Raw genomic sequence first — 22,172 nt, forward strand, 5'->3', positions numbered from 1 at the left:
TCTTATTAAGAAGACAGATTGAATTACAATTCAATCTGTCTTCTGATACTTTCTTCCAGTGAAATCAGTGTTTCTGTACGTTGAATACCTTCAACCGCCTGTATTTCCTCATTCAGCACATGTCTTAGATGATTCGTATCTCTACAGATGATTTTAGCGAACATACTGTAAGCACCGGTCGTATAATGTAGCTCCACCACTTCCTTGATTTTGCTCAATTGCGCTACCGCATCCTTATACTGAATTCCTTTTTCCAGGTAAATTCCAAGGAAAGCAGTAATGTCATAGCCGGCCTTTTGCGGATCAATCATCAGATGTGAGCCTTTGATAATGCCCATTTCCTGTAATTTCTTCATCCGAACGTGGATCGTTCCTCCAGAAACGATCAGATCTTTAGCGATTTCCGTGTAAGGTTTCGTCGCATCCTGCATTAACTGTTTTAAAATGTCAATATCCAGGTTATCAATTTCTAAATTTTGGCTTTCTTTTTTAAGCATGATTTTGATATTTGTTAACGATATTCAAATATAATTATTAATATGGTAATAATAAAATAATATGATTAAAATATTTGCAACATAATAGGGTTGTTGTTACATTTGTATCAAGCAAGTAACAAAAAATAATCGTTCTTTTAACATTTGCTTATACTCTGTAGGGTGGTGAAACTGGCAGACGCACCTCCTTGTCTCGGTGGTGGAGAATATGGAAAACCCGTAAGGGCTAACTACTCCTTGAAGGTTCGACTCCTTCCCCTACAGCCATGAGGTTTTGAGTGATAAGTTTTTTAATTCTAATATAAGGTGCATTTGGAAATTTACAACTTAACGCTTAAAACTCAGAAGATTGTCCTTTAAAATAATGTTGGGTGGTGAAATTGGCAGACACGCCTCCTTGTCTCGGTGGTGGGGATAAATGGATAAACGTAGTTTATGGGTTGACCACAATTGATTTTGAACTATAGCTAACTACCCCTTGAAGGTTCGACTCCTTCCCCAACAGCCAGTTTTTTTATGAATAATAAGTTAGTTAAAAAAAAGTGACCTTGGATGAGGTCACTTTCTTTTTAGCGTCTTTGCATAAAAAAAAGCGGCTGCTTTTTTCAAAACAGCCGCCAGAACTAGCTAAAAGATTATGGTTTCAATTGATACTTATCACTGAATTTTTTATCCAGTTGTTTATGAAGATTGTCTAGATTGATATCTCTTCCTTGAATAAAAGCCTGTTCTACATGATTACTTTTCATATCCAAGGCATCTCCAGAGGAGATAAAGAAGGTCGCATCCTTACCCATTTCTAAACTTCCGGTAGTTTTATCGATACCCAATACCTTTGCAGTATTCAAAGTGATGGTTTGTAATGCCTTTTCAGGATCTAGTCCCCATGCAGCAACGGTTCCTGCCATAAAAGGAAGGTTGCGCTGTTGCCAGTAACCATCAATACTCACCACTACATTTATACCTGCATTGGCCAATACGGCCGCATTTTTATAAGGCATGTTCACATCATCATCCACAGAATTCGGCAATGCATGCGGCTGTTTCACCACTACTGCCACATTGTTCTGCTTTAAGAAATCTGTAATTAGGTAAGCTTCATCACCACCAACAATGGTGGGTGTAATCTGATACTTCTTCGCAAAATTTACCGCTGCAATAATGTCTTTCTGGCCATCTACATTGATAAACAAGCGCTGTGTACCATTAAATAGGTTTTTCATAGCTGCCAAACGTGCATTGCTGACCGCAGGCTTTGGACCTTCTGCATAAGCTTTCGCTTCTGCAAAAAGCTGATCCAGCTCATTAATTGAATTTTGTGCCCTTTCTTTTAGGACCTCTGGTGCGATCACAGGGCCTCGGAAGCCAAAACCTCCTCTGCCTTTAGGAACGATCGGCCAGGTGATGTGCATGGCATCGTCTTTCTTAATTGCGGCATCTTCCCAATTCCAGGCATCCAGTTGTACCACAGAGGAGCTTCCTGAGACCATTCCACCCTGAGGAGTAACCTGTGCCATTAAAACGCCATTGCTTCTTAGGGTTGCCGGAACTTTAGAGTCTGTATTATAAGCAATAATAGAGCGGATATGTGGATTGATGTTTCCGATTTCAGCAAAGTCAAGCGTGGCTTTTACCGACTCGAATTCTGTCAGGCCCAGGTTAGTTACCGGCGCAATAAATCCAGGATATACATGTTTGCCATTCGCTTGAATCAGGTTTCCTTTGCTCATGTCCAGACGAACTACCGTTGCATCTCCAATGCCAGTGATTTTCCCTTTGTCAAAAATCAGGTAGCCATTTTCAATGACGCTGCCGTTACCCAGGTGTAATTTGGCACCAAGTACATAAGTCAGCTTGCTTTGTGCAGGAGCCGGAGAGATATTCGCCTGTGCGAAACCTGCAACCGTTGCTGCTGCGGTAAGGAATACGGTTAAAATATATTTATTCATGAGCATGTGTCCTTTCTAATTCGTTTAGTTCCATAGCATAATCTTCTACAGTCTCGCAATGGTACATGCGAGGGCTTTCAGCTACTGGACGCTGTGTTTTTCCACCTTTTCCTTTACTTTCCTGCATTTTTTTAATGATTCTTGCGCGTTCATTCTGCTGGTCTTTTCTAACTTGTTCATCGCGATCGATGTCCCAATAAGAAATACCATCTACAAAAGTTTTCTCTGCTTTCGCATAAATTGACAATGGATTTGCCGACCAGATTACAACGTCTGCATCTTTACCCACTTTAATACTGCCCACTTTATTGTCGATATGGAGCATTTTTGCAGGATTCAAGGTCACAAATTTCAACGCATCTTCTTCTGGTACCCCACCATATAATACCGATTTACCGGCTTCCTGATTTAACCTGCGTGCCATCTCCGCATCATCGGAGTTGAATGCAGTAGTGATGCCCACATTGTGCATGATCTTTCCATTGTAAGGAATTGCTTCTGCTACTTCTATTTTATAAGCCCACCAATCTGAGAAAGTGGAAGCATTAATGCCGCGTGCCTTCATTTTGTCGGCCACTTTGTATCCTTCCAGAATATGGGTGAAAGTGTTGATTTTAAAGCCAAGACTATCGGCAACATTCATCAGCATATTGATCTCCGACTGCACATAAGAATGACAAGTAATGAAACGTTTATTGTCCAGAATTTCGACAATCGCATCCAGTTCTAAATCCTTGCGTACATTATTTCCTTTTGTGGCTAATGCCGTTTTATATTCCTTTGCTCGTGTAAACTCATCAACAAAAGACTGTTCTACGCCCATTCTGGTCACAGGGAAACGAGCACCTGTACCGAAATTACTCTGTTTAACGTTTTCACCAAGCGCGAATTTGATAAAACCATCAGCTCCCGCAAATTTCAATTCCTCAGGCAGTTTTCCCCAGCGAAGTTTAATCAACTGTGCTTGTCCACCTATCGGATTTGCTGAACCATGAAGGATGTGCGAAGTGGTTACACCGCCTGCCAGCTGACGATAAATGTTTACGTCTTCTGAGTTGATGATGTCTGCAATACGAACTTCTGCGGAGGAAGATTGCGCGCCTTCATTGATGCCGCCTGTTCCGGCGATATGTGAATGTTCATCAATCAAACCCGGTGTAATGTGCTTTCCTGTAGCATCAATGACTTTTGCATTGCCAGCACTTAGGTTTTTTCCAACTGCTTTAATTTTGCCGTTTTCTAGTAATACATCTGCATTTTGAAGAATACCCTCTTTTTCATTTGTCCATACGGTAGCATTTTTTAGCAATACGGTTTCCTGTTTTAATGGGCTGGCGGTACCGAAAGCGGTGAAAGGATAAATGAGTGTGCCGGCATTTAAAACTGGTTTTTCCAGGTCTTTTTTAGCTAATGTTTTTGAGGTGGTATCTTTTTCATCCTTTTTATTGGTGATGAATCTTTTTCCTTGTACCCAGTTTTCCAATACAATGTTGTTCTTTTTAAAGAGACTATCGGAAGTGATAATGAAGTTAGCCAGTTTTCCTTTTTCCAGCGTTCCCACTTTGTCAGCAACACCAATCATTGCTGCTGGGATTTCAGTAACCGATAAAAGTGCTTGTTTTTGAGTCAGGCCATTGTCGATCGCAGTGCGGATATTGGTCCAGAAATCAGCAGCTTTATCTAGTCCGAAGGTGGTTAAGGAGAATTTAATCCCTGCTTTCTCCAGGATCCCTGGATTTGAAGGAGCCATTTCCCATCCTTTCATCTGTGCTAAAGTCACATTTCTTGCATCTGCAGGATCTTCCACATCATAAGCTTTAACAAAGTTGATCGGAATAATCAAACTGGCGCCAGTTGCCTTTACTGCGTCTACACGCTGATATTCATCGCCATTGGATTTGATGATGTACTGCTTCCCAAACTCTTTGCCAATTTTATCTGCGCGCAAAATATTTTGCCAGCCATCGGCTTCAAAAATTTGTGGGATTTGCTGTTGCTTGTTAAATGCTTCCAAAGAGATGTTGTATTCTTCTTTTTGCTTGCCATACCATTGCGCATCATAATAAGTTTGACGCAATAGGGCAATGGAGCCCATTAATGAGGTTGGATAATCGTTCTGCGAAGAACCTTTATTGAAAGAGTAGTTTGCAGCAGCCTCAGGTTTTAGCATGGTACTGTTCTCTCTTTCATCACTCAGGCTGACCACGGAAGAGGTGCCACGAGCAATACCATCTCTGTTGATGACGTTTACGCTGCCGAATCCAGCTTTGCGCAACTCGTCTGCTTTTTTAGTGTCGATTGCAAAGATCGCATTCACTTGTGTTTCTGGTCTAATGGCTTCATTCCAGCCATAAGCACCTTTTTTAGTAGAAGTAAAGATGGATTGACGCATACCTCCGGTTGAGGTTCTGGTATTTTCCGGTATACCATAAGCCGAAAATGCATCCACCAAAGAAGGGTAAATAAATTTTCCTTTTAGATCGATCACGACATAGCCTTTCGGTATGGCGGTTCCGCTGCCTACAGATTGGATAGTTTGGCCCTTAATTAATAAGGTTCCGTTGGGAATGGTCTGGTTCGCATTTACCACGATGTTTGCATTGGTAAAAGCATAATTCCCCGGTCTGATATCATAAGACCCATTTACTGGGTAGGTCTGCTGAGCAAATACCAGGGTACCAGAAAAGACCAACGCAAGCGAGAGTAGAATTTTCTTCATAAAGATTTAGTTTTTAGTACCTAAATCTAACCTAAAAAAACGGGAGCATTTGTTTATAACCTATTTTTTACCAAGAGCGGAAGGTTAGTTTTAGGCTGAATGTGTAAATATGCTGACGAGTGAAGTGTGAGTACTCTGCTACAAATGTGTAGTATTCAAGGGAAAGCAGGTCTTGCGAACTACAACTCTATTAGTTTATAATGATTTTAAATATCGATTACTATTTTTCCTTTTTTTTAAAATGTATTTTATTGGTTAAGTTTGAAAGAAAAACTTGTTATGGATTTCTATCATATTTTGAAAAGTGCGCACTCAGGATGGCGTTACCTGGTTTTAATTATGTTGGTGTTGGCAATCGTTCAGGCATTGGCTGGATGGTTAGGCAAAAAACCATATACAGAAGCAAATAGAAAGATAAATGTTTTCACATTGATCTTTGTACATACCCAAATATTATTTGGATTGGGCTTGTATTTCTTGAGTCCACTGGTTCAGGCAGGGATTAGATATTGGAAAATGGAGCATATCGGAATGATGATTTTTGCGGCTATTTTAGTGACTATTGGCAATGCAAGATCGAAACGTATAGACGATGCAGCGAGCAAACACCGTACTATCGCCCTATATTTTGGCCTTGGACTGATCGTTATCGTTGCCTCTATTATTCAGATGACTCAGGTTGATCCTACAAGGACATTCTGGGGAGCATCATAAAATTTCACAATTTAATTTGGTGTTGTAAGATTTATTTATATTTTTGTTGCACATGATTAACAATATACATACTTGGCAATGGCGCAGTAATTCTGAAAAGAGTTTCGTCGTAGCTTTGTGTACCTTATAGTTTATCAACCTAAACCAAACCACACTTATAAACCCGACGTAACCACACGTCGGGTTTTTTTGTATAAAAATTTTTATGACGGCGATGAAATACAATTGCATACTGATGAAAACTAAGATTTAAGATGAAGAATTATATCATTAACACCACTTACAAGAAGCGTCTTGCGGATACCACTACTCCGGTAAGTATTTACCTGAGGTTGAGGGATGTATATCCGAACACCATTTTATTGGAAAGTTCCGATTACCACAGTCGCGAGAACTCGGTGAGTTACGTGTGTGCCCAGCCAGTGGCCGGGATCGTATTGAAGAATGGCATCTTATCTACTTATTTCCCCGATGGAAAGAAAGTGGAAAAAGAGAACTTTGTGCTCACTGAAGAAATTGATGCTTTTAAGCAGCAGTTTGAGCCTGGCGTAGTCAATGATACGCGCTATATCTCTAATGGTTTATTTGGTTATTTCACCTGGAATGCCATTCAACATTTTGAAGACATTTCTTTCCAGGCTACTTCTCCTGAAGGAGAGGACATCCCGATGATGCAGTATCATATTTATCGGTACATCATTGCCATTGACCACTTTAAGAACGAAGTGACCTTATTTAAAAATACTTTTAACGGGGATGAAGATGATGACCTGGAGAAAATGGAGTACCTGGTCCAGAATAAAAACTTCCCGGAATACAGTTTCAAAACTACTGGAGAGGAGCATTCTAACTTAACCGACCAGGGTTTTATGGACATCGTCGATAAAATGAAAAAGCACATTTTACGAGGTGATGTTTTTCAAATTGTCCCATCAAGAGCATTTAAGCAAGGATTTTTGGGTGATGAATTTAATGTATACCGTTGCTTACGCTCCATCAATCCTTCTCCATATCTTTTCTATTTCGACTATGGAAGCTTCAAGTTATTTGGTTCTTCGCCGGAAGCACAAATCACTATTAAAAACAATGTAGCCAATATTTTCCCGATTGCAGGTACCTTTAAACGTACTGGAAATGATGAAGAAGACGCAGAACTGGCCAGAAAACTGGAGCAGGATCCGAAGGAAAGCGCAGAACATGTGATGCTGGTAGATCTGGCAAGAAATGACCTGAGCAGACATTGCAGTGGTGTAGCCGTGAAATCGTTTAAAGAAGTTCAATATTATTCTCATTTGATACACCTGGTTTCTAAAGTTAGCGGGAACCTTCAAAAAGATGTCTCTTCTTTCAAAGTGGTGGCGGATACTTACCCTGCAGGAACATTGAGCGGTGCACCAAAATATCGTGCCATGCAGCTGATTGATGAGTACGAAGGCTTAGGACGTAATTTTTATGCAGGTGCTATCGGATATATGGGCTTTAATGACACGTTCAATCATGCCATTATGATCCGTACTTTTATGAGTAAAAACAATGAATTGCACTATAGGGCAGGAGCGGGTATTGTGGCCGATTCTATCCCTGAAAATGAAATGCAGGAAGTAAATAACAAAATTGCAGCCCTTCGCAGAGCTGTAGAAATGGCCACAGGGATATAACATGACAAACGATAAAGAGATGCAAAAGAAAGTATTGGTAATTGACAATTACGATTCATTCACTTATAATTTAGTCCACCTGGTAAACGAGTTAGGAAGAGAAGTGGAAGTATGGAGAAATGATAAGTTCGAATTGTCTGATGTAGCACAATACGATAAAATTATCCTTTCGCCAGGCCCCGGTATTCCAGAAGAAGCAGGTTTGTTGTTGGATGTGATCAAAGAATATGCAGCAACCAAGAGTATATTTGGTGTGTGTTTAGGGCAGCAAGCCATTGCCCAGGCATTTGGCGGTACTTTGTTGAATTTAGGCAGGCCAATGCATGGCATTGCCACCCCAATTCAGGTGTTGGATAAGGAAGAAATACTTTTCAAAAATTGTCCAGAGGTGATCAATGTTGGCCGTTACCATTCTTGGGTAGTCAATACCGAAGGTTTGCCGGACTGTTTAACCGTAACTGCCACAGATAAAGACCAGGAGATTATGGCGCTAAGACATAAAGAATTTGATGTTAGAGGCGTTCAGTTTCACCCGGAAAGTGTGCTGACAGAATATGGTAAGGAAATGATGAAAAACTGGTTAGAAGCTTAAAAGATGAATATTTTAGATAAAATTGTCCTTCGCAAGCGCGAAGAAGTGGCACTGGCCAAAGAACTGGTTTCTACAAAAATGCTGGAGGCAGCATTACATTTCAACCGCGTACCTTATTCATTTGAAGAGTTTCTATTGGATGAAAAGCGTTCAGGAATCATTGCCGAGTTTAAGCGCCGTTCGCCTTCAAAAGGCATCATTAATGACAAAGTGACTGTAGAAGAGGTGACTACTGCCTATGCTGCTGCAGGTGCTTCGGCACTTTCTGTGCTGACGGATGTAGATTTCTTTGGTGGTCATACTAATGATTTACTGGCGGCAAGAGCAGTGAACAATATTCCGATCCTTAGAAAGGATTTCATGATTGATGAATATCAGATCCTGGAAGCTAAAGCATTGGGTGCAGATATCATTTTACTGATTGCTGCGATTCTAACACCAGATGAGATTGAAGACTTAGCCGTGTTTGCTAAAAGTCTTGGATTGAACGTGTTATTGGAGGTTCATAACCTGGACGAGTTGCAAAGAAGCGTAATTCCTGAGTTGGATGCCATTGGTGTCAATAATAGAAATCTAGCTGATTTTTCTGTTAACATTCAGACTTCTTTTGAATTGGTAGACGAAATTCCGGACGACTTTTTGAAAATCTCTGAAAGTGCGATTAGTGATCCGATAACCATCAATGAATTGAGAGCCGCTGGATTTGACGGTTTCCTGATTGGTGAAAACTTTATGAAAACTCAAAATCCAGGAGCATCGATGGCCGACTTTGTCAGTCAGCTGATCTCGGTATAACTTTTGTATCTTTGTACTTTACATGGGAAAGCAAAAATATTTTGATACCGCGCTTAAACCTGAACGTGCTGTTCTTGTTGGCGTAATAAGACAAGGTGAAAAACCGGAAGAAACCAAAGAGTATTTGGATGAACTGGCATTTCTGGTAGATACTGCTGGAGGTGTGGTGACGCACATTTTTACTCAAAAAATGGAGAAGCCTGACCGGAGCACTTTTGTAGGTACAGGAAAATTAGAAGAAATAGCGGCTTATGTGAAGTCGGAAGAAATAGATTTAGTGGTGTTTGATGATGAATTGTCACCTTCACAACTGAGAAATATTGAGCGTGAACTGCAGGTGAAAGTACTGGACAGGAGTAACCTGATCCTGGATATTTTTGCAGGCAGGGCACAGACTGCACAGGCGAGAACTCAGGTGGAGCTGGCTCAGCTGCAATACTTACTGCCACGATTAACCCGTTTATGGACCCACTTGGAGCGCCAAAAAGGGGGTATCGGGATGAGAGGTCCCGGTGAAACTCAGATTGAAAGTGATAGAAGGATGATTTTGGAGAAAATTGCACTTTTAAAAGAACGTCTGAAACTCATCGATAAGCAAAATGAGACACAAAGAAAAAATCGTTCTGAACTGATTCGTGTCGCATTGGTAGGATATACCAACGTGGGCAAGTCTACGATCATGAACATGCTGTCGAAATCGGAAGTATTCGCGGAAAATAAATTGTTTGCTACTTTAGACACTACGGTGCGTAAAGTGGTGATCGAAAACGTGCCTTTCCTTTTATCGGATACGGTAGGTTTTATCCGCAAACTGCCTCACCATTTGATCGAATGTTTCAAATCTACCTTAGATGAGGTACGTGAAGCAAATGTTTTGATCCATGTGGTAGACATATCTCATCCTAATTTTGAGGATCAGATCAATGTCGTCAATGAAACTTTAAAAGACCTGGGCGCAAGAGACAAACCGACGATCATGCTGTTCAATAAAATTGATGCATATGTGAGCCCGGAAGTAGATCTGGAAAATGGGGAGAAGTCTACATTGACCATTGAAGAGTTTGAACACAGCTGGATGGCCGCCAATAATGCCCCTGCGATGTTTATCTCTGCCTTGCACAAAGAGAATTTAGAAGAATTTAAACAACTATTGTACGATAAAGTGAAGGCTTTACATACAGAGCGCTATCCTTACGATAAGCTGTTATATTAATATTAAGATTGGAATAATTATGGAAAGTAAACGTCAGCAGAAATTTGCCGGAATCCTGCAAGAGGAATTAGCTAGTATATTTCAACGTGAAGGAGCAGCATATTTACCAAATACCTTGGTTACCATTACTAAAGTCCGCGTTTCTCCGGATTTAGCGGTAGCAAAGGTTTATTTAAGCTTTTTAAATACCAACAATACCACATTATCTGTGGCAGAAGTGAACGCTCATTCTAGTGAGATCAGGTATAAATTAGGCGCAAGAATTCGCCATCAGGCAAGAGTTGTACCTACCTTAACCTTCTTCCTGGATGATACAAATGAGTATGTACAGCACATGGATAAGATCTTTGACAAGATTGCAAAAGAGCCTAGACAGCCAGATACAGAAGAAACAGCGGATTAATTTATAGCGCTAAAAATAATATGCAGGAAACAGCAGCCCCAAATCATCTATTGAATCTAAAAGGGGTAGAAATTGGAAAGGTGGTAGATTTTGATCCCTCAACGGATCGATTGTATCCTTTTAATTTTACCGTTAGCAATACGGAGCTGAGTCCGGAAATATTGGCCGATACGGCACTTTTTAGCGATTGGATTACTGATCATCTGTCGAAGGCCAATGCCCGTTATGGGATTGGCGGATATGATGAACACCGGACGATCTATGCCCGGAGTCATCATTTTGATAGTGATGAAGAACCTCGCAGACTACATCTTGGGGTCGATATCTGGGGTCCTGCAGGAACGAAAGTATACAACTTTTACGATGCGGAAGTCCACAGTTTCAAATTCAATGACCATTATGGGGATTATGGGGCAACCATTATTCTTAAATATACGATCAATGGCCAGGTGTTTCATGCTTTGTACGGACACCTGAGCTTAGATTCATTAACTGGTTTATCAGTAGGACAGAAGATCGCTAAAGGAACAGCATTTGCTGCTTTTGGCATCCCGGAGGAGAACGGTCACTGGCCTCCTCACCTTCATTTTCAATTGATTTTTAACCTGTACACTGCTCATGGTGATTACCCTGGAGTGTGTCAGTTTTCACAAAAGGCGGCATTTCTCTTGAACTCCCCAGATCCTTCCGCAATATTAAAACATACTTTTAAAGCCGCATTGATTTAATTTCCGTAAATTAGGGTATGGGCAAAATCTTATTTTTATGCTTCCTGTTTTTCGGATTTTCGGCACAGTCGCAACCTAGATTAAAAGGTGGACTGGACAAATTTGTCATGGAAAAAAAGGTGTATCCGCCATATTCCCTGCGCAACTGTATCCAAGGTCTGGTGACCATTGAATTTAAACTCAATGACCATGGAGAGGTGACTTATTCCGCGATTCGTTCAGGTATAGGTACAGATCTGGACGATGAAGCACTTCGTCTGATTCGTCTGAGCAGCGGTAAATGGGAGGTTCCTAAAAGCCATGATACTACTGTAGTACTGCTTGCTCCTATGAAATTTGAGCTTTCCGGATCCGGCTGCGATGGGAAAACCAAGACGGATATTACCCTGGCAATCGCCAATTATGTATCCAATGCCTCCCTCACAGAGGTGATCCAGAATTTCTATAAAAATAGAGAAACAGTAGGTTTTAAACCTGAAGATGAGGCCAGGTTTGCCAGGCTAAAGGAACAACTGGGCTATGATGATGATTACTTTTCGGAAAGGATAAAAGATGGAAAACGCAAACTGAAACAAAAAGATCCTCAAGGCGCTTGCGAAGATTTTCTATTTGTCAAGAATATGGGATCCAATATGGCGGATGAGTTGATTGCTCAGTATTGTCTTTAGGTAAAAGAACCTAGCGGCTTATGATGGACAAATGATCGAAATGGCTGCAGGAAGAATAGTGGCTTCCACACGGTTCACTTTCCCCACATACTCGCCATCTACTTGAAAATGCACTTTATGCTTCGTTTTGATACACAGGTCTTTGGTATGGAATAGCTCAATTTTTTCTGGATTAAAAGGCAGTTCTGTAAATCGAACTTTTAAAATTTCGAGTACCGTATATTTCTTCACTAAAATGACCTCAAATAGCTCGTCTGATAAATCGCCCTCCGGGTTGATTTTTACACCTGTGCCGTAACTGGTGGCATTGGCAATCACGACCATAGCTGCCTGGGTCTGGATCTGTTTTCCTTTGATTTCTAGCTGTATCTCCATTTTATGGTAGCTCCAAAGGGCCTGCCAGGCGGCTTTTGCATAACCCAACATGCCACGACTGGGTAAACTGTCAAAACGTTTGATGATGTAGGCATTGAAGCCAATATCCGCAAGGTGGATGCAAAGTTCTCCATTTACTTTTATGGCGTGGATTTTTTTAGGCTGCCCTTTTGCTGCCACTTGAAGCGCGGCGTCTAGTTCCAGCGGGATACCCAGTTCTTTAGCCATCCCATTAGCCGAACCTGCGGGAATGATGCCTATTGGCATGTTTGATCCCTGTAAACATTCGGCCACGAGCTTTAGCGTACCGTCGCCGCCTACAGCAATAACGCGATCGGCCTTTGACTCATTTATGGCTTGCTTTATTTTTTCCTGACTGCAGTTTTTAGGGAGCTCAAAAATCTGAATTTCCTGAGGCTGTCCTTTAAAATGAAGGGCTATAGCTTCGGAATAGTTAATTTGCTGATTTCCAGAACCGGGGTTAACGATAAAAAGTAATTTTGCGCTCAAATTGGCTGCTCCCATTGATATTGTTTAATACCACAAACAACTTTTGGCTTACTCTGTTTTAATTAGTAATGAATAAATCCTGTAATGTTAAAGTATATCATGGCTACGGACATACCCACGATCTGGTTATTTATGGCCATGTGTTTACTTTTAAAGCGAAAACAAAACAAGTTTACAGCAATAATATCTTTGTAAATATTGCCCACCTTTTGAAACTTTTTATTGTGAAGCCTGCCGCATTTACCAGGGTACAGCTTAATTTTAATGGACAGTTGATAGAGCAAAAAACTGCTTATGATGGTTTTTTTAAATTTGAATGGGAAGCTATTAAGGATGTAACTGCGGGATGGCATGGCGTAACGGTGAAAGCATTTGCGAAAGATGGAACTTTGATTGGTGAATCTTTAGGCAAAGTATATGTGCCGCACCTTACCCAATATGCGATCATTTCTGATGTAGATGATACCGTGATGGTTTCCCATTCGGCCACCATAGGACGAAGGTTGCGGGAACTGTTTATTAAAAATCCAAGAACGCGTAAAACCTTTTCTGGCATTGCCGAATTCTACCGTCAGCTCGCTTTATCCCATACTACTGCTGATCAGCCTAATCCTTTCTTTTATGTATCCAGTACAGAATGGAATCTTTATGATTATCTGGTAGAAACATTTCGTTTTAACCGACTGCCGGAAGGGGCCTTTTTACTCAACCAGCTGAAACGCTGGACCAGCTTAATTAAAACCGGTAAAACAGGACATGAAGGGAAACTGATACGTTTGAGAAGGATTATGGCTGTTTTCCCAAATCAGAAGTTTATTCTTTTTGGTGATAACTCACAGAAAGATCCCTCTATTTACGCGACCATTGCAGAGAAGTTTCCGCAGAATGTATCTGCGGTATTCATTAGAAACGTGCGCAAAGAAAAGGAATTGGAAACTTCGGGAATATTGAAAAAAATGGAAGTGATAGGAATCCACACCTGCTTATTTAAAGATAGTAAAGACGCATTTGAAAAGGCGCAAAAAATAGGTTTGATTGAAATTAAATAGGCGAGTTACCTCTTTTAAAGGATATGGTTTTGGGAACAGTTTGATATTTATCTCTTGGGTTTTAACTGATTGACTTACCGAATGGTGTAAAGGCCAGGTTCATTAACTTGAAATGTTGCCTGCCGAAAGGGATACCTATAATCGTAATACAAAACAACAATCCGAAAACTAAGTGGGTTAAAGCAATCCAGAAACCACCAAAAACCAACCAGATGATGTTCATGATGGTAGATAAGCAACCGGTATTGGAAGAGGTATCTGTGATTTTTACCCCGAATGGGGCCAATCCTACAATGGCAAATTTGAAACATTGCAGGCCAAATGGAATACCTACGATGGTGAGACATAAGATCAATCCTCCGATGATGTATTCGAAAAAGATGAAAATGCCGCCAAAAATGATCCAGATGATATTGCCTATTAAGTTCATAGCCTTGTTTTTCATTTAAGATGCGATAAAGAAGCGTTCGTTACATTAAATTATTGTTTTTATTATTGCATCATGGTTTTTAGACTTGATGAAAAGGAGGTGAGTTTTCCAGACCCGGCATTGGCGGATCCGGACGGATTATTAGCAGTAGGGGGAGATTTAAGTGTCAACAGACTGCTTTTAGCCTATCATCATGGGATTTTTCCATGGTTTAGTGAGGATGATCCTATTTGTTGGTATTCTCCTCATGAGCGTTGTGTAATTTATCCGGATCAGGTGAAGATTAGCAAAAGCATGGCAAAAGTTCTAAAAGATGGGGTATTTAAAATTACCTATAATGAAGCTTTTCCAGAAGTGATCAGAAATTGTGCTAAAGTTGGCAGAAAAGATCAGCCGGGCACCTGGATTACAGCAGAAATGCAGGAGGCTTATATTGCTTTACATGAATATGGATTTGCAAAAAGTGTGGAAGTCTGGAAGGATGGGCTTTTATGTGGTGGATTGTACGGACTGGAAATTGGCAATGTATTTTGCGGAGAAAGCATGTTTAGTCTGGTCAGCAATGCTTCTAAAGCAGGCTTGATTTGGTTGTGTCAGCACAAGAACTTTAAGCTGATCGATTGTCAGCTCCCGAATGACCATTTGATGAGCCTGGGCGCAGTCATGATCAGTCGGGATGAATATTATAGTTTTTTACAAGGCTAGCCTTTGTTTAGGCTAGTTCAGGATTTCCCTGATGTCGTCTTTACTCAATGATTTGAAGAAGCTTTCTTCGGTTGTAATCAATGAACTGGCCAGCCTTTTCTTGCGGTTCTGCAAGGCAAGAATTTTTTCTTCTACCGTATCTTTTGCGATAAACTTGTAAATGAAAACTTTCTTTTCCTGTCCGATGCGGTGGGTCCGGTCGATGGCTTGTTGTTCAACAGCTGGATTCCACCATGGATCCAGAATAAACACATAATCGGCTTGCGTAAGGTTTAAACCTACACCACCCGCCTTGATCGAGATTAGAAATACCTTTAGTTCTGTGTTTTCCTGGAACTCTGCCACGATTTCTCCTCTGTTTTTTGTGGCACCATCCAGATAAGAGAAGGGGATTTCTTCTTTCTCAAAATACTGTCTGAAAATATTCAGGTGCTTCACAAATTGGGAAAAGATCAGCACTTTATGGCCACCTTTTAATACGTTATCCAAAGTATGGATTACGTTTTCGAACTTACCGGAATCAGCAGAGTAGTCTTCATCAATCATCACGGGATGATTGGCCAGCTGCCTCAATGCAGTTAATCCTTGTAATAGCTGCACCTGTTTTTTAGCATAAGTACCATCATCCATGCTGCTCAGCAAGTCGTTTCTATAAGCTGATTTTGTTTTCTCATAATAAGCGGCCTGGTCTTCAGACATATCGCAATAAATCACTTGTTCCGTTTTTGCAGGAAGCTCAGAGGCTACCTGTTCCTTGGTTCTGCGCAAAACAAAAGGTTTGATGATGGCCTGTAATTTTCTGGCTTTTTCCTCATCTTTTCTTTTCTCGATGGCTTGTACATATTCTTCATTGAAGAAGGTCTGTGTACCTAATAAACCTGGATTTAAGAAGGTAAGTTGGGTCCAGAGGTCACTTACGGAGTTTTCTACCGGTGTACCGCTCAGGATCAGTTTATGTCTGGATTTTAATGCTTTTACGGCTTTAAATGATTTTGAAGAAGGATTTTTGATGTTCTGACTCTCATCCAAAATGATGTAGTTGAAATAATAATCCTTCAATAAATCTATGTCTACACGAGTGATTCCATAAGTTGTGATGATGATGTCATATTTCGCAAATTGACTGATGTCTTTGTTTCTGGAGCTGCCGGTGTGGGCATGAATCTTTAGTTTCGGCGTAAATTTCTTGGCTTCATTCAGCCAGTTATAGATCAGAGAAGTAGGCATGATGATCAGTGACGTACTTTTCGTCGACTGCTCTTCATCTTCTTCTTTAATCTTTTGCAGCATTGCCAGGGTCTGAATGGTTTTACCTAAACCCATATCATCCGCCAGACAGCCACCAAAATTATACTCCCTTAAAAAGCTAAACCAGTTGTAGCCCGCTTTCTGATAGCTGCGGAGGTCTCCTTTAAAATGTACCGGCATCTTAGTATCGGCAATGTTTTCAAAATCGTTCAATCTTTGCAATTTGCGACTCAGCGTCACATTGGCAATGCCATCTTCTGCCAATTCATTGATCAGTCCGATGTGGTGTTTTTTTAACTTTAATTCTTTGCCGCCATCAGAAAGACTAAACAGACTTCCATATTGGGTAAACCATTTTTCAGGAATGATCGCAATGGAGCCATCAGGAAGGGTAAACTCTCTCTTTTTATGAAGGATATGTTGTTTTAGGGCAATAAAGGGAATGGGATACTGACCGAAATAAACGATCGCATTGATGTCAAACCAGTCATTGTCTTCTTTGATTTCAAAATCAATCTTGTTACTGGCAAACTGAAATTTTTTAGCGCTCTGATTTTGTTCGATTTCAAATCCTTCCGCTTTCAATTGCTCAATATGTTCATTTACCCAATTGAGGACTGCATAACTCTGATTTTCATCTGCATGGGCAGGCAATTCCAGGTTATGGTCCAGCGGACTCACTTTTTTAAGTCCAAGGCTGGTCAGAAAGTTAAACTTCTGTTTTTCCCATGTTGCATCTCTTTTGATGCGGGTGAAGATATAGTTGTCTTCTATCTTTTCTATATGTACGGTTATTTTCTTCTCATTGCCCATGGCAAAAGCATGGGTATCATACCTAAAGTATAATTGCAACTGAGAGATGCCTGCATCCACATAAATTACCTTGATGACTGGTGTAGGCTCATGTTTTTCCGTTTTGATGTCAAATCCTTCCGCATACACATGGTATTTTTCAATCAGCGGGGCTACAAATTTTTCAAAGTAAGCGCCTTCAGTTGATTTAGGGATCGTGATATAGCGTTTGTTTAAAAACGGCAGCAATTTTTTACCCTCAATGTCTTGTTCGAAGAAATATAGTACATCATTCAGGAGGAGCCAAGCCGGTTGGTTACTCACCACCTGTGCTTCCTGAAACATGAAATCAATGCGCATTCCCTGGTATTTGATGGTTGGGAAATAACGGGTTTCCATCGCATTGCGCCTAAAATGAAACAATACGGTAGCGGGTTCAGCAGCGAGTTCAATTTTTCGTTCTGCAGGCCAGCCGTCACTGTCCATCTGGTACAATGCCCCATCTTTTTTAATCAGCTCTAAAGCTTCAGCCAGTTTCTTTTCAATCTTTGGTCTTACATTTTCATAAAACTTATCATTGAAGAATTTACTGAAGAATTCTACCGGGCGGATAGGTTTCTTATGGTATTTCTTGATGATGAAGTCCTGCTCGGTTTCATCCAAAATTTTAATCAGCTTGAAATCTTTTTCTGTCAGGTGTGCTGCGAATTCGGATGCGGTATGAGAAAAAATCCTTTGGTAAGTTAAGGAAAAGTCTCCCTGAGGATTCAGCTGGACAATATGAGGCTCTATCAAATAACCGAAAAACTCGTGTTTACACAATGAATAAACAATTTTACAGGGCTTAGAACTATCTACACGTAACATCAGCTAAAGGTTAAAACAAAGGGAGGGTAAGCATTTAAAAATCTTTAAACATACAGCAAATTGAACTTCTTTCAAATAAAATACCTGATTTAGCTAATTTTTTTTGTGCCTGTTCGTCGAAAAAAATGGCCCTTTGGTCGGGGATTCTTTCATTATGGTCTAAAACGGTAAATATTGATGAAACGTTTCTGAAATGAAGGCGTCTTATCTACAAAACCTTAAGAAATCATTTAAAATCAAAATATTATGAAAACCGCTGTAAAATCATTAATCGCACTAACCCTAACCGCAATTGTTTTATCTACCTCTGCATTTACAAATGCATCGATGGCAGCAACAACCCCAACAGCTATCAGTCTTGAAAGACCTTTCAATAAGATTGACGTACGTGGCAATGTGAAGGTTACCTTGATCCAAAGTAAAAATGAAAGAGTGGAAGTAAAGAATGAAGTGGAAGGAAATGAGGTGACCTTTAAACAGAAAGGCTACACTTTACTGATCAATTCTGATGCAAAAGAAACTTTAGATGTAGTAGTTTATGTGAAAGATTTACACAGAATTGAGGCTTCAAATGGTGCTAAAGTTGCCACTTTAGGGAAATTTGACCTGAATGTATTACAAGTATTCCTGAAAGATGATGCTAAAGCAACATTTAAAGGAAACATCAAAAGCTTATACACAGTAACCAATGGCACTTCAGATTTGAAACTGCTTGGGACTGCCAACGAGCATATTTTAGTGAAAAATAAAATGTCTGTACTGAATACCACCGATTTTGCTGCCTTGAAAACAGAGAGCACTTTCCTTGAAAATGGAATTACTGCAAACACGAAAACGACATTAGTGAAATAGAAAAGAAAGATTTGCGGTACTATAAAAAGGCGGCGGGAGTTTATTCCGTCGCCTTTTTTTATGATTATAAATCGAATTTGATACCTTGTGCCAAGGGCAATGTATTGGCATAATTAATAGTATTCGTTTGCCTGCGCATATAGCCTTTCCAGGCATCAGAGCCACTTTCTCTGCCACCCCCAGTTTCTTTCTCGCCACCGAAAGCACCGCCGATTTCTGCACCTGAGGTACCGATATTTACATTCGCAATGCCACAGTCGGAGCCTGAGGCCGACAAAAACTGTTCGGCCTCTCTAAGGTTTAATGTCATAATAGCGGAAGATAGGCCTTGCGGTACTCCGTTTTGTAAAGCAATGGCTTCTTCCAGCGTTTTATATTTGATCAGGTAAAGAATAGGAGCAAAAGTTTCTTCCTGTACAATCTCATAATGATTTTTTACAACTGCAACGCAAGGCTTTACATAACAGCCCGAATTGTAGTTTTCTCCGGTCAGAACGCCTCCTTCCACTACAAATTCTGCACCTTCCTGGATTCCTTTATCGATCGCTTTGCTGTACATTTCTACGGCTGCGGTATCGATTAATGGTCCAACATGGTGGTATTGATCTAAAGGATCACCGATTCTCAACTGGCCATAAGCTTTAACCAGCCTGTTTTTGAAATCTTCAAAGATATCTTCATGAATGATGAGCCTTCGGGTAGAGGTGCAGCGTTGTCCGGCAGTACCTACCGCGCCAAATACAGCGCCAATGATTGACATCTCCAAATCGGCATCCTTTGAGATAATAATGGCGTTGTTTCCACCAAGTTCCAGAATACTTCTGCCAAATCTGCCCGCTACTGCAGTCGCAACGGTACGGCCAATACGGGTAGATCCAGTAAAGGAAACCAAGGGTATCCGTTTGTCGTTATTGATCATGTCGCCTACAGCATTACCAATCAGCAGGCTGCTGATGCCTTCTGGCATTTCGTTGTCTTTCAGTACTTTTGCGATGATCTGCTGACAAGCGATGGCACATAATGGTGTTTTTGAAGAAGGTTTCCACACGCACACATTCCCACATACCAATGCCAGTGCCGTGTTCCAGCTCCATACAGCTACTGGGAAGTTAAAGGCTGAAATCACACCTACTATTCCCATCGGATGCCATTGTTCATACATCCGGTGATGCGGCCTTTCAGAATGCATGGTTAGGCCGTACAGCTGGCGGGAAAGTCCGACTGCGAAATCGCAGATGTCGATCATTTCCTGTACTTCGCCAAATCCTTCCTGTAAACTTTTCCCCATTTCATAGGAAACCAGGGTGCCCAAATCTTCTTTTGCCAACCTCAATGCATCTCCAAACTGACGTACAATATCGCCGCGTTTTGGTGCCGGTAGGTTGCGCCAATATTGAAAAGCACTTTCTGCAGTTTTCATGACGGTTTCATAATCTTCGGCAGTAGCCACCTGAATGCGGGCTATTTTCTGCCCGTCTACCGGCGAAAAGCTATCTATAGTTTTGGCGTTTTTTGCTGCCGACCAGGTCTGGCCAGTGCTGTATGCAGGATTGAGTTGCTGAATCCCTAAGTTTTTTAAAACGGAACTGATGTTTTTTTTCATTCGTTTTACGGTTTATGAACGGTGATAAAGCTTTGTCCTGAGGGGGATGTATACCTTTTACAACCGTTTTTTTAATATTTGGTTTCTTTTCTGACCTGAATTTTACAGGTTTTCATTTAAAGTTATGTTATTTTGTAAGATAATTGTGATCATTATCTCTATTGCAAAAAGCGGTCAACTCATTTTCCCCGAGCCTTTTGCCAAAAATATTACTATTAGTCATTTAGGGTTCGGGTGTGTGGATGTTGAAAATTAATTAGTTTATGCAAATATTTAATTTGTAAACTTATATTGTGTTTTTAAAAATCTGGGATCTGTTCTTTAATTATTCGCAACATGGAAGAGGAGTTTTTATTTGAGTTTAGTGATGATGCGCAACGTTCTGTAGAACGTTATGAGGAGATGATACGTAATGAGGATCAGTACTTTTTCGATGCGCAGGCTTTTGAAAATATTATTGATTATTATATCGAGAAGAGTGATCCTGTAAAGGCACTGCAAGTGACTGATTATGCAGTAAATCAGCATCCTTACGCCGCCGTATTTCTGGTGAAACAGGCGCAATTATTTTTTGTAACTGACCAGATTGAAAGGGCTTTTCTTGCTTTGCAAAAGGCGGAAATGCTGGAGGCTTCAGAAGCGGAGATTTATATCTTACGAGGTAACATTTACAATAGTCTGGAACGCTATTCAGAAGCTTTGGATAATTTTCAAATTGCATTGGGTTTTGCAGAGTCTACCGATGAAATCTTGTTACAAATTGCTTATGTGTACCAAAATATGCTCGATTATGAACAAGCAATTGTTTATATCAAACGTAGCCTGGAGCAAGATATGGAAAACAAGGATGGCTTATACGAACTTGCATTTTGTTATGATATCCTGGATAAGCAAGAAGAAAGCATTAAATTTTATCAGGAATATATTGATAATGATCCCTATTCTTATGCGGCATGGTATAACCTTGCCAATTCTTATCATAAACTCGATCTATTTGAAAAAGCGATCGATGCTTATGACTATGCCATTTTGATTAAGGATAATTTTGCTTCTGCTTATTATAATAAAGGAAATGCACTGGTACAGCTAGACCGTTTTGCGGAGGCTATAGAGGTGTATAAACATACTTTTGAATACGAACCACCTAATGCGGACACCTATTGTGCCATCGGTGAATGCTATGAAAAGCTAGATTTGATGGATGAAGCACGTGCTTATTATAAGAAATCAGTGAAAATGGATGCTAAAATGGCAGATGCCTGGTTTGGAATAGGGGTGACACTCAATTTCGAAGAGCGCTATTTTGAATCACTTCATTTTTACCGTAAAGCATTAGAACTGGACGACGAAAATCCAGACTTCTGGTTTGCCATGGCAGATGCTTTTTATAAACTTGGTCAGATTGAAGAATCCATCGAAGCTTACTATAAGGTTTTGGAATTTAATCCGGTGGATATTGAAGCCTGGCTTGACTTTTCTACCGTGCTTTATGAGCAAGGAAGGCTATTGGAAGCATCAGAAACGATTTTGGATGGGATAAAAAATAATCCGGATGCTGCAGAATTATACTACCGAATGGTGGCCTATTTGTTTGCGCTCGGAGAAAAAAATGATGCCTTGGTTTACTTGGAAACAGCGTTGGTAACCGACCCGGATAAACACTATATTTTATTCGAATATTTACCACAACTACAAGATAATGGCTCAATAATCGAAGTCATTAATCGTTATGTTAAATAATGTTACCATTTTTTATTAGATATACCTGATAAAAACTGTCCATTTTTTTTTCACCTTTGTGACCA

19 protein-coding genes and 2 tRNA genes are annotated in these 22,172 nt (G+C 40.4%); 14 read left to right on the top strand and 7 right to left on the bottom strand.

Annotated features, from left to right (window positions below; genetic code table 11):
- Nucleotides 1–23: 23 nt before the first annotated feature.
- Nucleotides 24–497 carry an Lrp/AsnC ligand binding domain-containing protein gene (locus K7X70_RS01350; RefSeq protein WP_062546475.1) on the bottom strand — a complete coding sequence of 158 codons (474 nt, stop codon included), beginning with the start codon at nt 495–497 and terminating at the stop codon, nt 24–26.
- Nucleotides 498–653: 156 nt separating this feature from the next.
- Between K7X70_RS01350 and K7X70_RS01355 the strand changes: the two genes are divergently transcribed.
- Nucleotides 654–764: transfer RNA gene (locus K7X70_RS01355), tRNA-Asp, on the top strand.
- 98 nt (nt 765–862) lie between these two features.
- Nucleotides 863–1,005: transfer RNA gene (locus K7X70_RS01360), tRNA-Asp, on the top strand.
- A gap of 127 nt (nt 1,006–1,132) precedes the next feature.
- Here the strand turns inward: K7X70_RS01360 and K7X70_RS01365 are convergent.
- Nucleotides 1,133–2,446 (bottom strand): amidohydrolase family protein, encoded by a 1,314-nt coding sequence (locus tag K7X70_RS01365; protein WP_222535381.1) that lies wholly within the window; start codon nt 2,444–2,446, stop codon nt 1,133–1,135.
- On the bottom strand, nt 2,439–5,165 hold the full coding sequence (locus tag K7X70_RS01370) for an amidohydrolase family protein (protein WP_222535382.1): 2,727 nt from the start codon (nt 5,163–5,165) through the stop codon (nt 2,439–2,441). The genes K7X70_RS01365 and K7X70_RS01370 overlap by 8 nt, the downstream gene beginning before the upstream one ends.
- 279 nt (nt 5,166–5,444) lie before the next feature.
- Here K7X70_RS01370 and K7X70_RS01375 point away from each other — a divergent pair, with 279 nt between their 5' ends.
- The 8 genes from K7X70_RS01375 (at nt 5,445) to K7X70_RS01410 (ending at nt 11,936) form a co-directional block, all read left to right on the top strand.
- Nucleotides 5,445–5,879, top strand: a complete 435-nt coding sequence (locus tag K7X70_RS01375; protein ID WP_222535383.1) for a cytochrome B — start codon at nt 5,445–5,447, stop codon at nt 5,877–5,879.
- A 254-nt stretch (nt 5,880–6,133) separates the two neighbouring features.
- A complete protein-coding gene (locus K7X70_RS01380; protein WP_222535384.1) occupies nt 6,134–7,537 on the top strand; it encodes an anthranilate synthase component I family protein in 1,404 nt (467 codons plus the stop codon).
- Nucleotides 7,538–7,556: 19 nt separating this feature from the next.
- Nucleotides 7,557–8,129: an anthranilate synthase component II gene (locus K7X70_RS01385; protein WP_222535839.1), complete on the top strand. Its 573-nt coding sequence runs from the start codon at nt 7,557–7,559 to the stop codon at nt 8,127–8,129.
- 3 nt (nt 8,130–8,132) lie between these two features.
- Entirely contained in the window at nt 8,133–8,924 is a 792-nt protein-coding gene (gene trpC, locus K7X70_RS01390; protein WP_222535385.1) for an indole-3-glycerol phosphate synthase TrpC, read from the top strand.
- 22 nt (nt 8,925–8,946) lie between these two features.
- Complete coding sequence (hflX, locus tag K7X70_RS01395; protein ID WP_062546481.1) at nt 8,947–10,137, top strand: GTPase HflX; 1,191 nt, start codon at nt 8,947–8,949, stop codon at nt 10,135–10,137.
- Between the two features lie 19 nt (nt 10,138–10,156).
- Nucleotides 10,157–10,540 carry a 30S ribosome-binding factor RbfA gene (gene rbfA, locus K7X70_RS01400; RefSeq protein WP_222535386.1) on the top strand — a complete coding sequence of 128 codons (384 nt, stop codon included), beginning with the start codon at nt 10,157–10,159 and terminating at the stop codon, nt 10,538–10,540.
- 20 nt (nt 10,541–10,560) lie between these two features.
- Nucleotides 10,561–11,268: a peptidoglycan DD-metalloendopeptidase family protein gene (locus tag K7X70_RS01405; RefSeq protein ID WP_222535387.1), complete on the top strand. Its 708-nt coding sequence runs from the start codon at nt 10,561–10,563 to the stop codon at nt 11,266–11,268.
- A gap of 17 nt (nt 11,269–11,285) precedes the next feature.
- The gene (locus K7X70_RS01410; RefSeq protein ID WP_222535388.1) at nt 11,286–11,936 is read left to right on the top strand and encodes an energy transducer TonB; all 651 of its coding nucleotides are present in this window, start codon (nt 11,286–11,288) and stop codon (nt 11,934–11,936) included.
- Between the two features lie 18 nt (nt 11,937–11,954).
- Here the strand turns inward: K7X70_RS01410 and K7X70_RS01415 are convergent, their stop codons facing one another.
- Nucleotides 11,955–12,836: a diacylglycerol/lipid kinase family protein gene (locus K7X70_RS01415; RefSeq protein ID WP_222535389.1), complete on the bottom strand. Its 882-nt coding sequence runs from the start codon at nt 12,834–12,836 to the stop codon at nt 11,955–11,957.
- A gap of 53 nt (nt 12,837–12,889) precedes the next feature.
- On the opposite strand from K7X70_RS01415, the gene K7X70_RS01420 reads away from it, so the two are divergent.
- Complete coding sequence (locus K7X70_RS01420; RefSeq protein WP_222535390.1) at nt 12,890–13,870, top strand: App1 family protein phosphatidate phosphatase; 981 nt, start codon at nt 12,890–12,892, stop codon at nt 13,868–13,870.
- Between the two features lie 61 nt (nt 13,871–13,931).
- Here the strand turns inward: K7X70_RS01420 and K7X70_RS01425 are convergent, their stop codons facing one another.
- Complete coding sequence (locus K7X70_RS01425) at nt 13,932–14,300, bottom strand: YccF domain-containing protein (RefSeq protein ID WP_062550842.1); 369 nt, start codon at nt 14,298–14,300, stop codon at nt 13,932–13,934.
- A gap of 72 nt (nt 14,301–14,372) precedes the next feature.
- Here K7X70_RS01425 and aat point away from each other — a divergent pair, with 72 nt between their 5' ends.
- On the top strand, nt 14,373–15,005 hold the full coding sequence (gene aat, locus K7X70_RS01430) for a leucyl/phenylalanyl-tRNA--protein transferase (protein ID WP_222535391.1): 633 nt from the start codon (nt 14,373–14,375) through the stop codon (nt 15,003–15,005).
- 12 nt (nt 15,006–15,017) lie between these two features.
- On the opposite strand, the gene K7X70_RS01435 is transcribed toward aat, so the two are convergent.
- Entirely contained in the window at nt 15,018–17,912 is a 2,895-nt protein-coding gene (locus tag K7X70_RS01435) for a DEAD/DEAH box helicase (RefSeq protein ID WP_222535392.1), read from the bottom strand.
- Nucleotides 17,913–18,158: 246 nt separating this feature from the next.
- Here K7X70_RS01435 and K7X70_RS01440 point away from each other — a divergent pair, with 246 nt between their 5' ends.
- Nucleotides 18,159–18,764, top strand: coding sequence for a GIN domain-containing protein (locus K7X70_RS01440; RefSeq protein ID WP_222535393.1), 606 nt, complete (start codon nt 18,159–18,161; stop codon nt 18,762–18,764).
- A 64-nt stretch (nt 18,765–18,828) separates the two neighbouring features.
- Here K7X70_RS01440 and amaB read toward each other — a convergent pair whose 3' ends face one another.
- Entirely contained in the window at nt 18,829–20,367 is a 1,539-nt protein-coding gene (gene amaB / locus K7X70_RS01445) for an L-piperidine-6-carboxylate dehydrogenase (protein ID WP_222535394.1), read from the bottom strand.
- A 336-nt stretch (nt 20,368–20,703) separates the two neighbouring features.
- Between amaB and K7X70_RS01450 the strand changes: the two genes are divergently transcribed.
- Entirely contained in the window at nt 20,704–22,107 is a 1,404-nt protein-coding gene (locus tag K7X70_RS01450; RefSeq protein WP_062546490.1) for a tetratricopeptide repeat protein, read from the top strand.
- Nucleotides 22,108–22,172 lie beyond the last annotated feature (65 nt).

Origin of the sequence: Pedobacter polysacchareus (assembly GCF_019802255.1) — a bacterium.
GTDB lineage: Bacteria > Bacteroidota > Bacteroidia > Sphingobacteriales > Sphingobacteriaceae > Pedobacter > Pedobacter polysacchareus.

Coding starts and splice junctions, on each gene's coding strand:
- K7X70_RS01435 (WP_222535392.1), bottom strand. CDS start 17,912: ATGTTACGTGTAGATAGTTCTAAGCCCTGTAAAATTGTTTATTCATTG.
- K7X70_RS01425 (WP_062550842.1), bottom strand. CDS start 14,300: ATGAACTTAATAGGCAATATCATCTGGATCATTTTTGGCGGCATTTTC.
- K7X70_RS01440 (WP_222535393.1), top strand. CDS start 18,159: ATGAAAACCGCTGTAAAATCATTAATCGCACTAACCCTAACCGCAATT.
- K7X70_RS01420 (WP_222535390.1), top strand. CDS start 12,890: ATGAATAAATCCTGTAATGTTAAAGTATATCATGGCTACGGACATACC.
- rbfA (WP_222535386.1), top strand. CDS start 10,157: ATGGAAAGTAAACGTCAGCAGAAATTTGCCGGAATCCTGCAAGAGGAA.
- K7X70_RS01365 (WP_222535381.1), bottom strand. CDS start 2,446: ATGAATAAATATATTTTAACCGTATTCCTTACCGCAGCAGCAACGGTT.
- amaB (WP_222535394.1), bottom strand. CDS start 20,367: ATGAAAAAAAACATCAGTTCCGTTTTAAAAAACTTAGGGATTCAGCAA.
- K7X70_RS01375 (WP_222535383.1), top strand. CDS start 5,445: ATGGATTTCTATCATATTTTGAAAAGTGCGCACTCAGGATGGCGTTAC.
- K7X70_RS01350 (WP_062546475.1), bottom strand. CDS start 497: ATGCTTAAAAAAGAAAGCCAAAATTTAGAAATTGATAACCTGGATATT.
- trpC (WP_222535385.1), top strand. CDS start 8,133: ATGAATATTTTAGATAAAATTGTCCTTCGCAAGCGCGAAGAAGTGGCA.
- K7X70_RS01405 (WP_222535387.1), top strand. CDS start 10,561: ATGCAGGAAACAGCAGCCCCAAATCATCTATTGAATCTAAAAGGGGTA.
- aat (WP_222535391.1), top strand. CDS start 14,373: ATGGTTTTTAGACTTGATGAAAAGGAGGTGAGTTTTCCAGACCCGGCA.
- hflX (WP_062546481.1), top strand. CDS start 8,947: ATGGGAAAGCAAAAATATTTTGATACCGCGCTTAAACCTGAACGTGCT.
- K7X70_RS01415 (WP_222535389.1), bottom strand. CDS start 12,836: ATGGGAGCAGCCAATTTGAGCGCAAAATTACTTTTTATCGTTAACCCC.
- K7X70_RS01380 (WP_222535384.1), top strand. CDS start 6,134: ATGAAGAATTATATCATTAACACCACTTACAAGAAGCGTCTTGCGGAT.
- K7X70_RS01410 (WP_222535388.1), top strand. CDS start 11,286: ATGGGCAAAATCTTATTTTTATGCTTCCTGTTTTTCGGATTTTCGGCA.
- K7X70_RS01385 (WP_222535839.1), top strand. CDS start 7,557: ATGCAAAAGAAAGTATTGGTAATTGACAATTACGATTCATTCACTTAT.
- K7X70_RS01370 (WP_222535382.1), bottom strand. CDS start 5,165: ATGAAGAAAATTCTACTCTCGCTTGCGTTGGTCTTTTCTGGTACCCTG.
- K7X70_RS01450 (WP_062546490.1), top strand. CDS start 20,704: ATGGAAGAGGAGTTTTTATTTGAGTTTAGTGATGATGCGCAACGTTCT.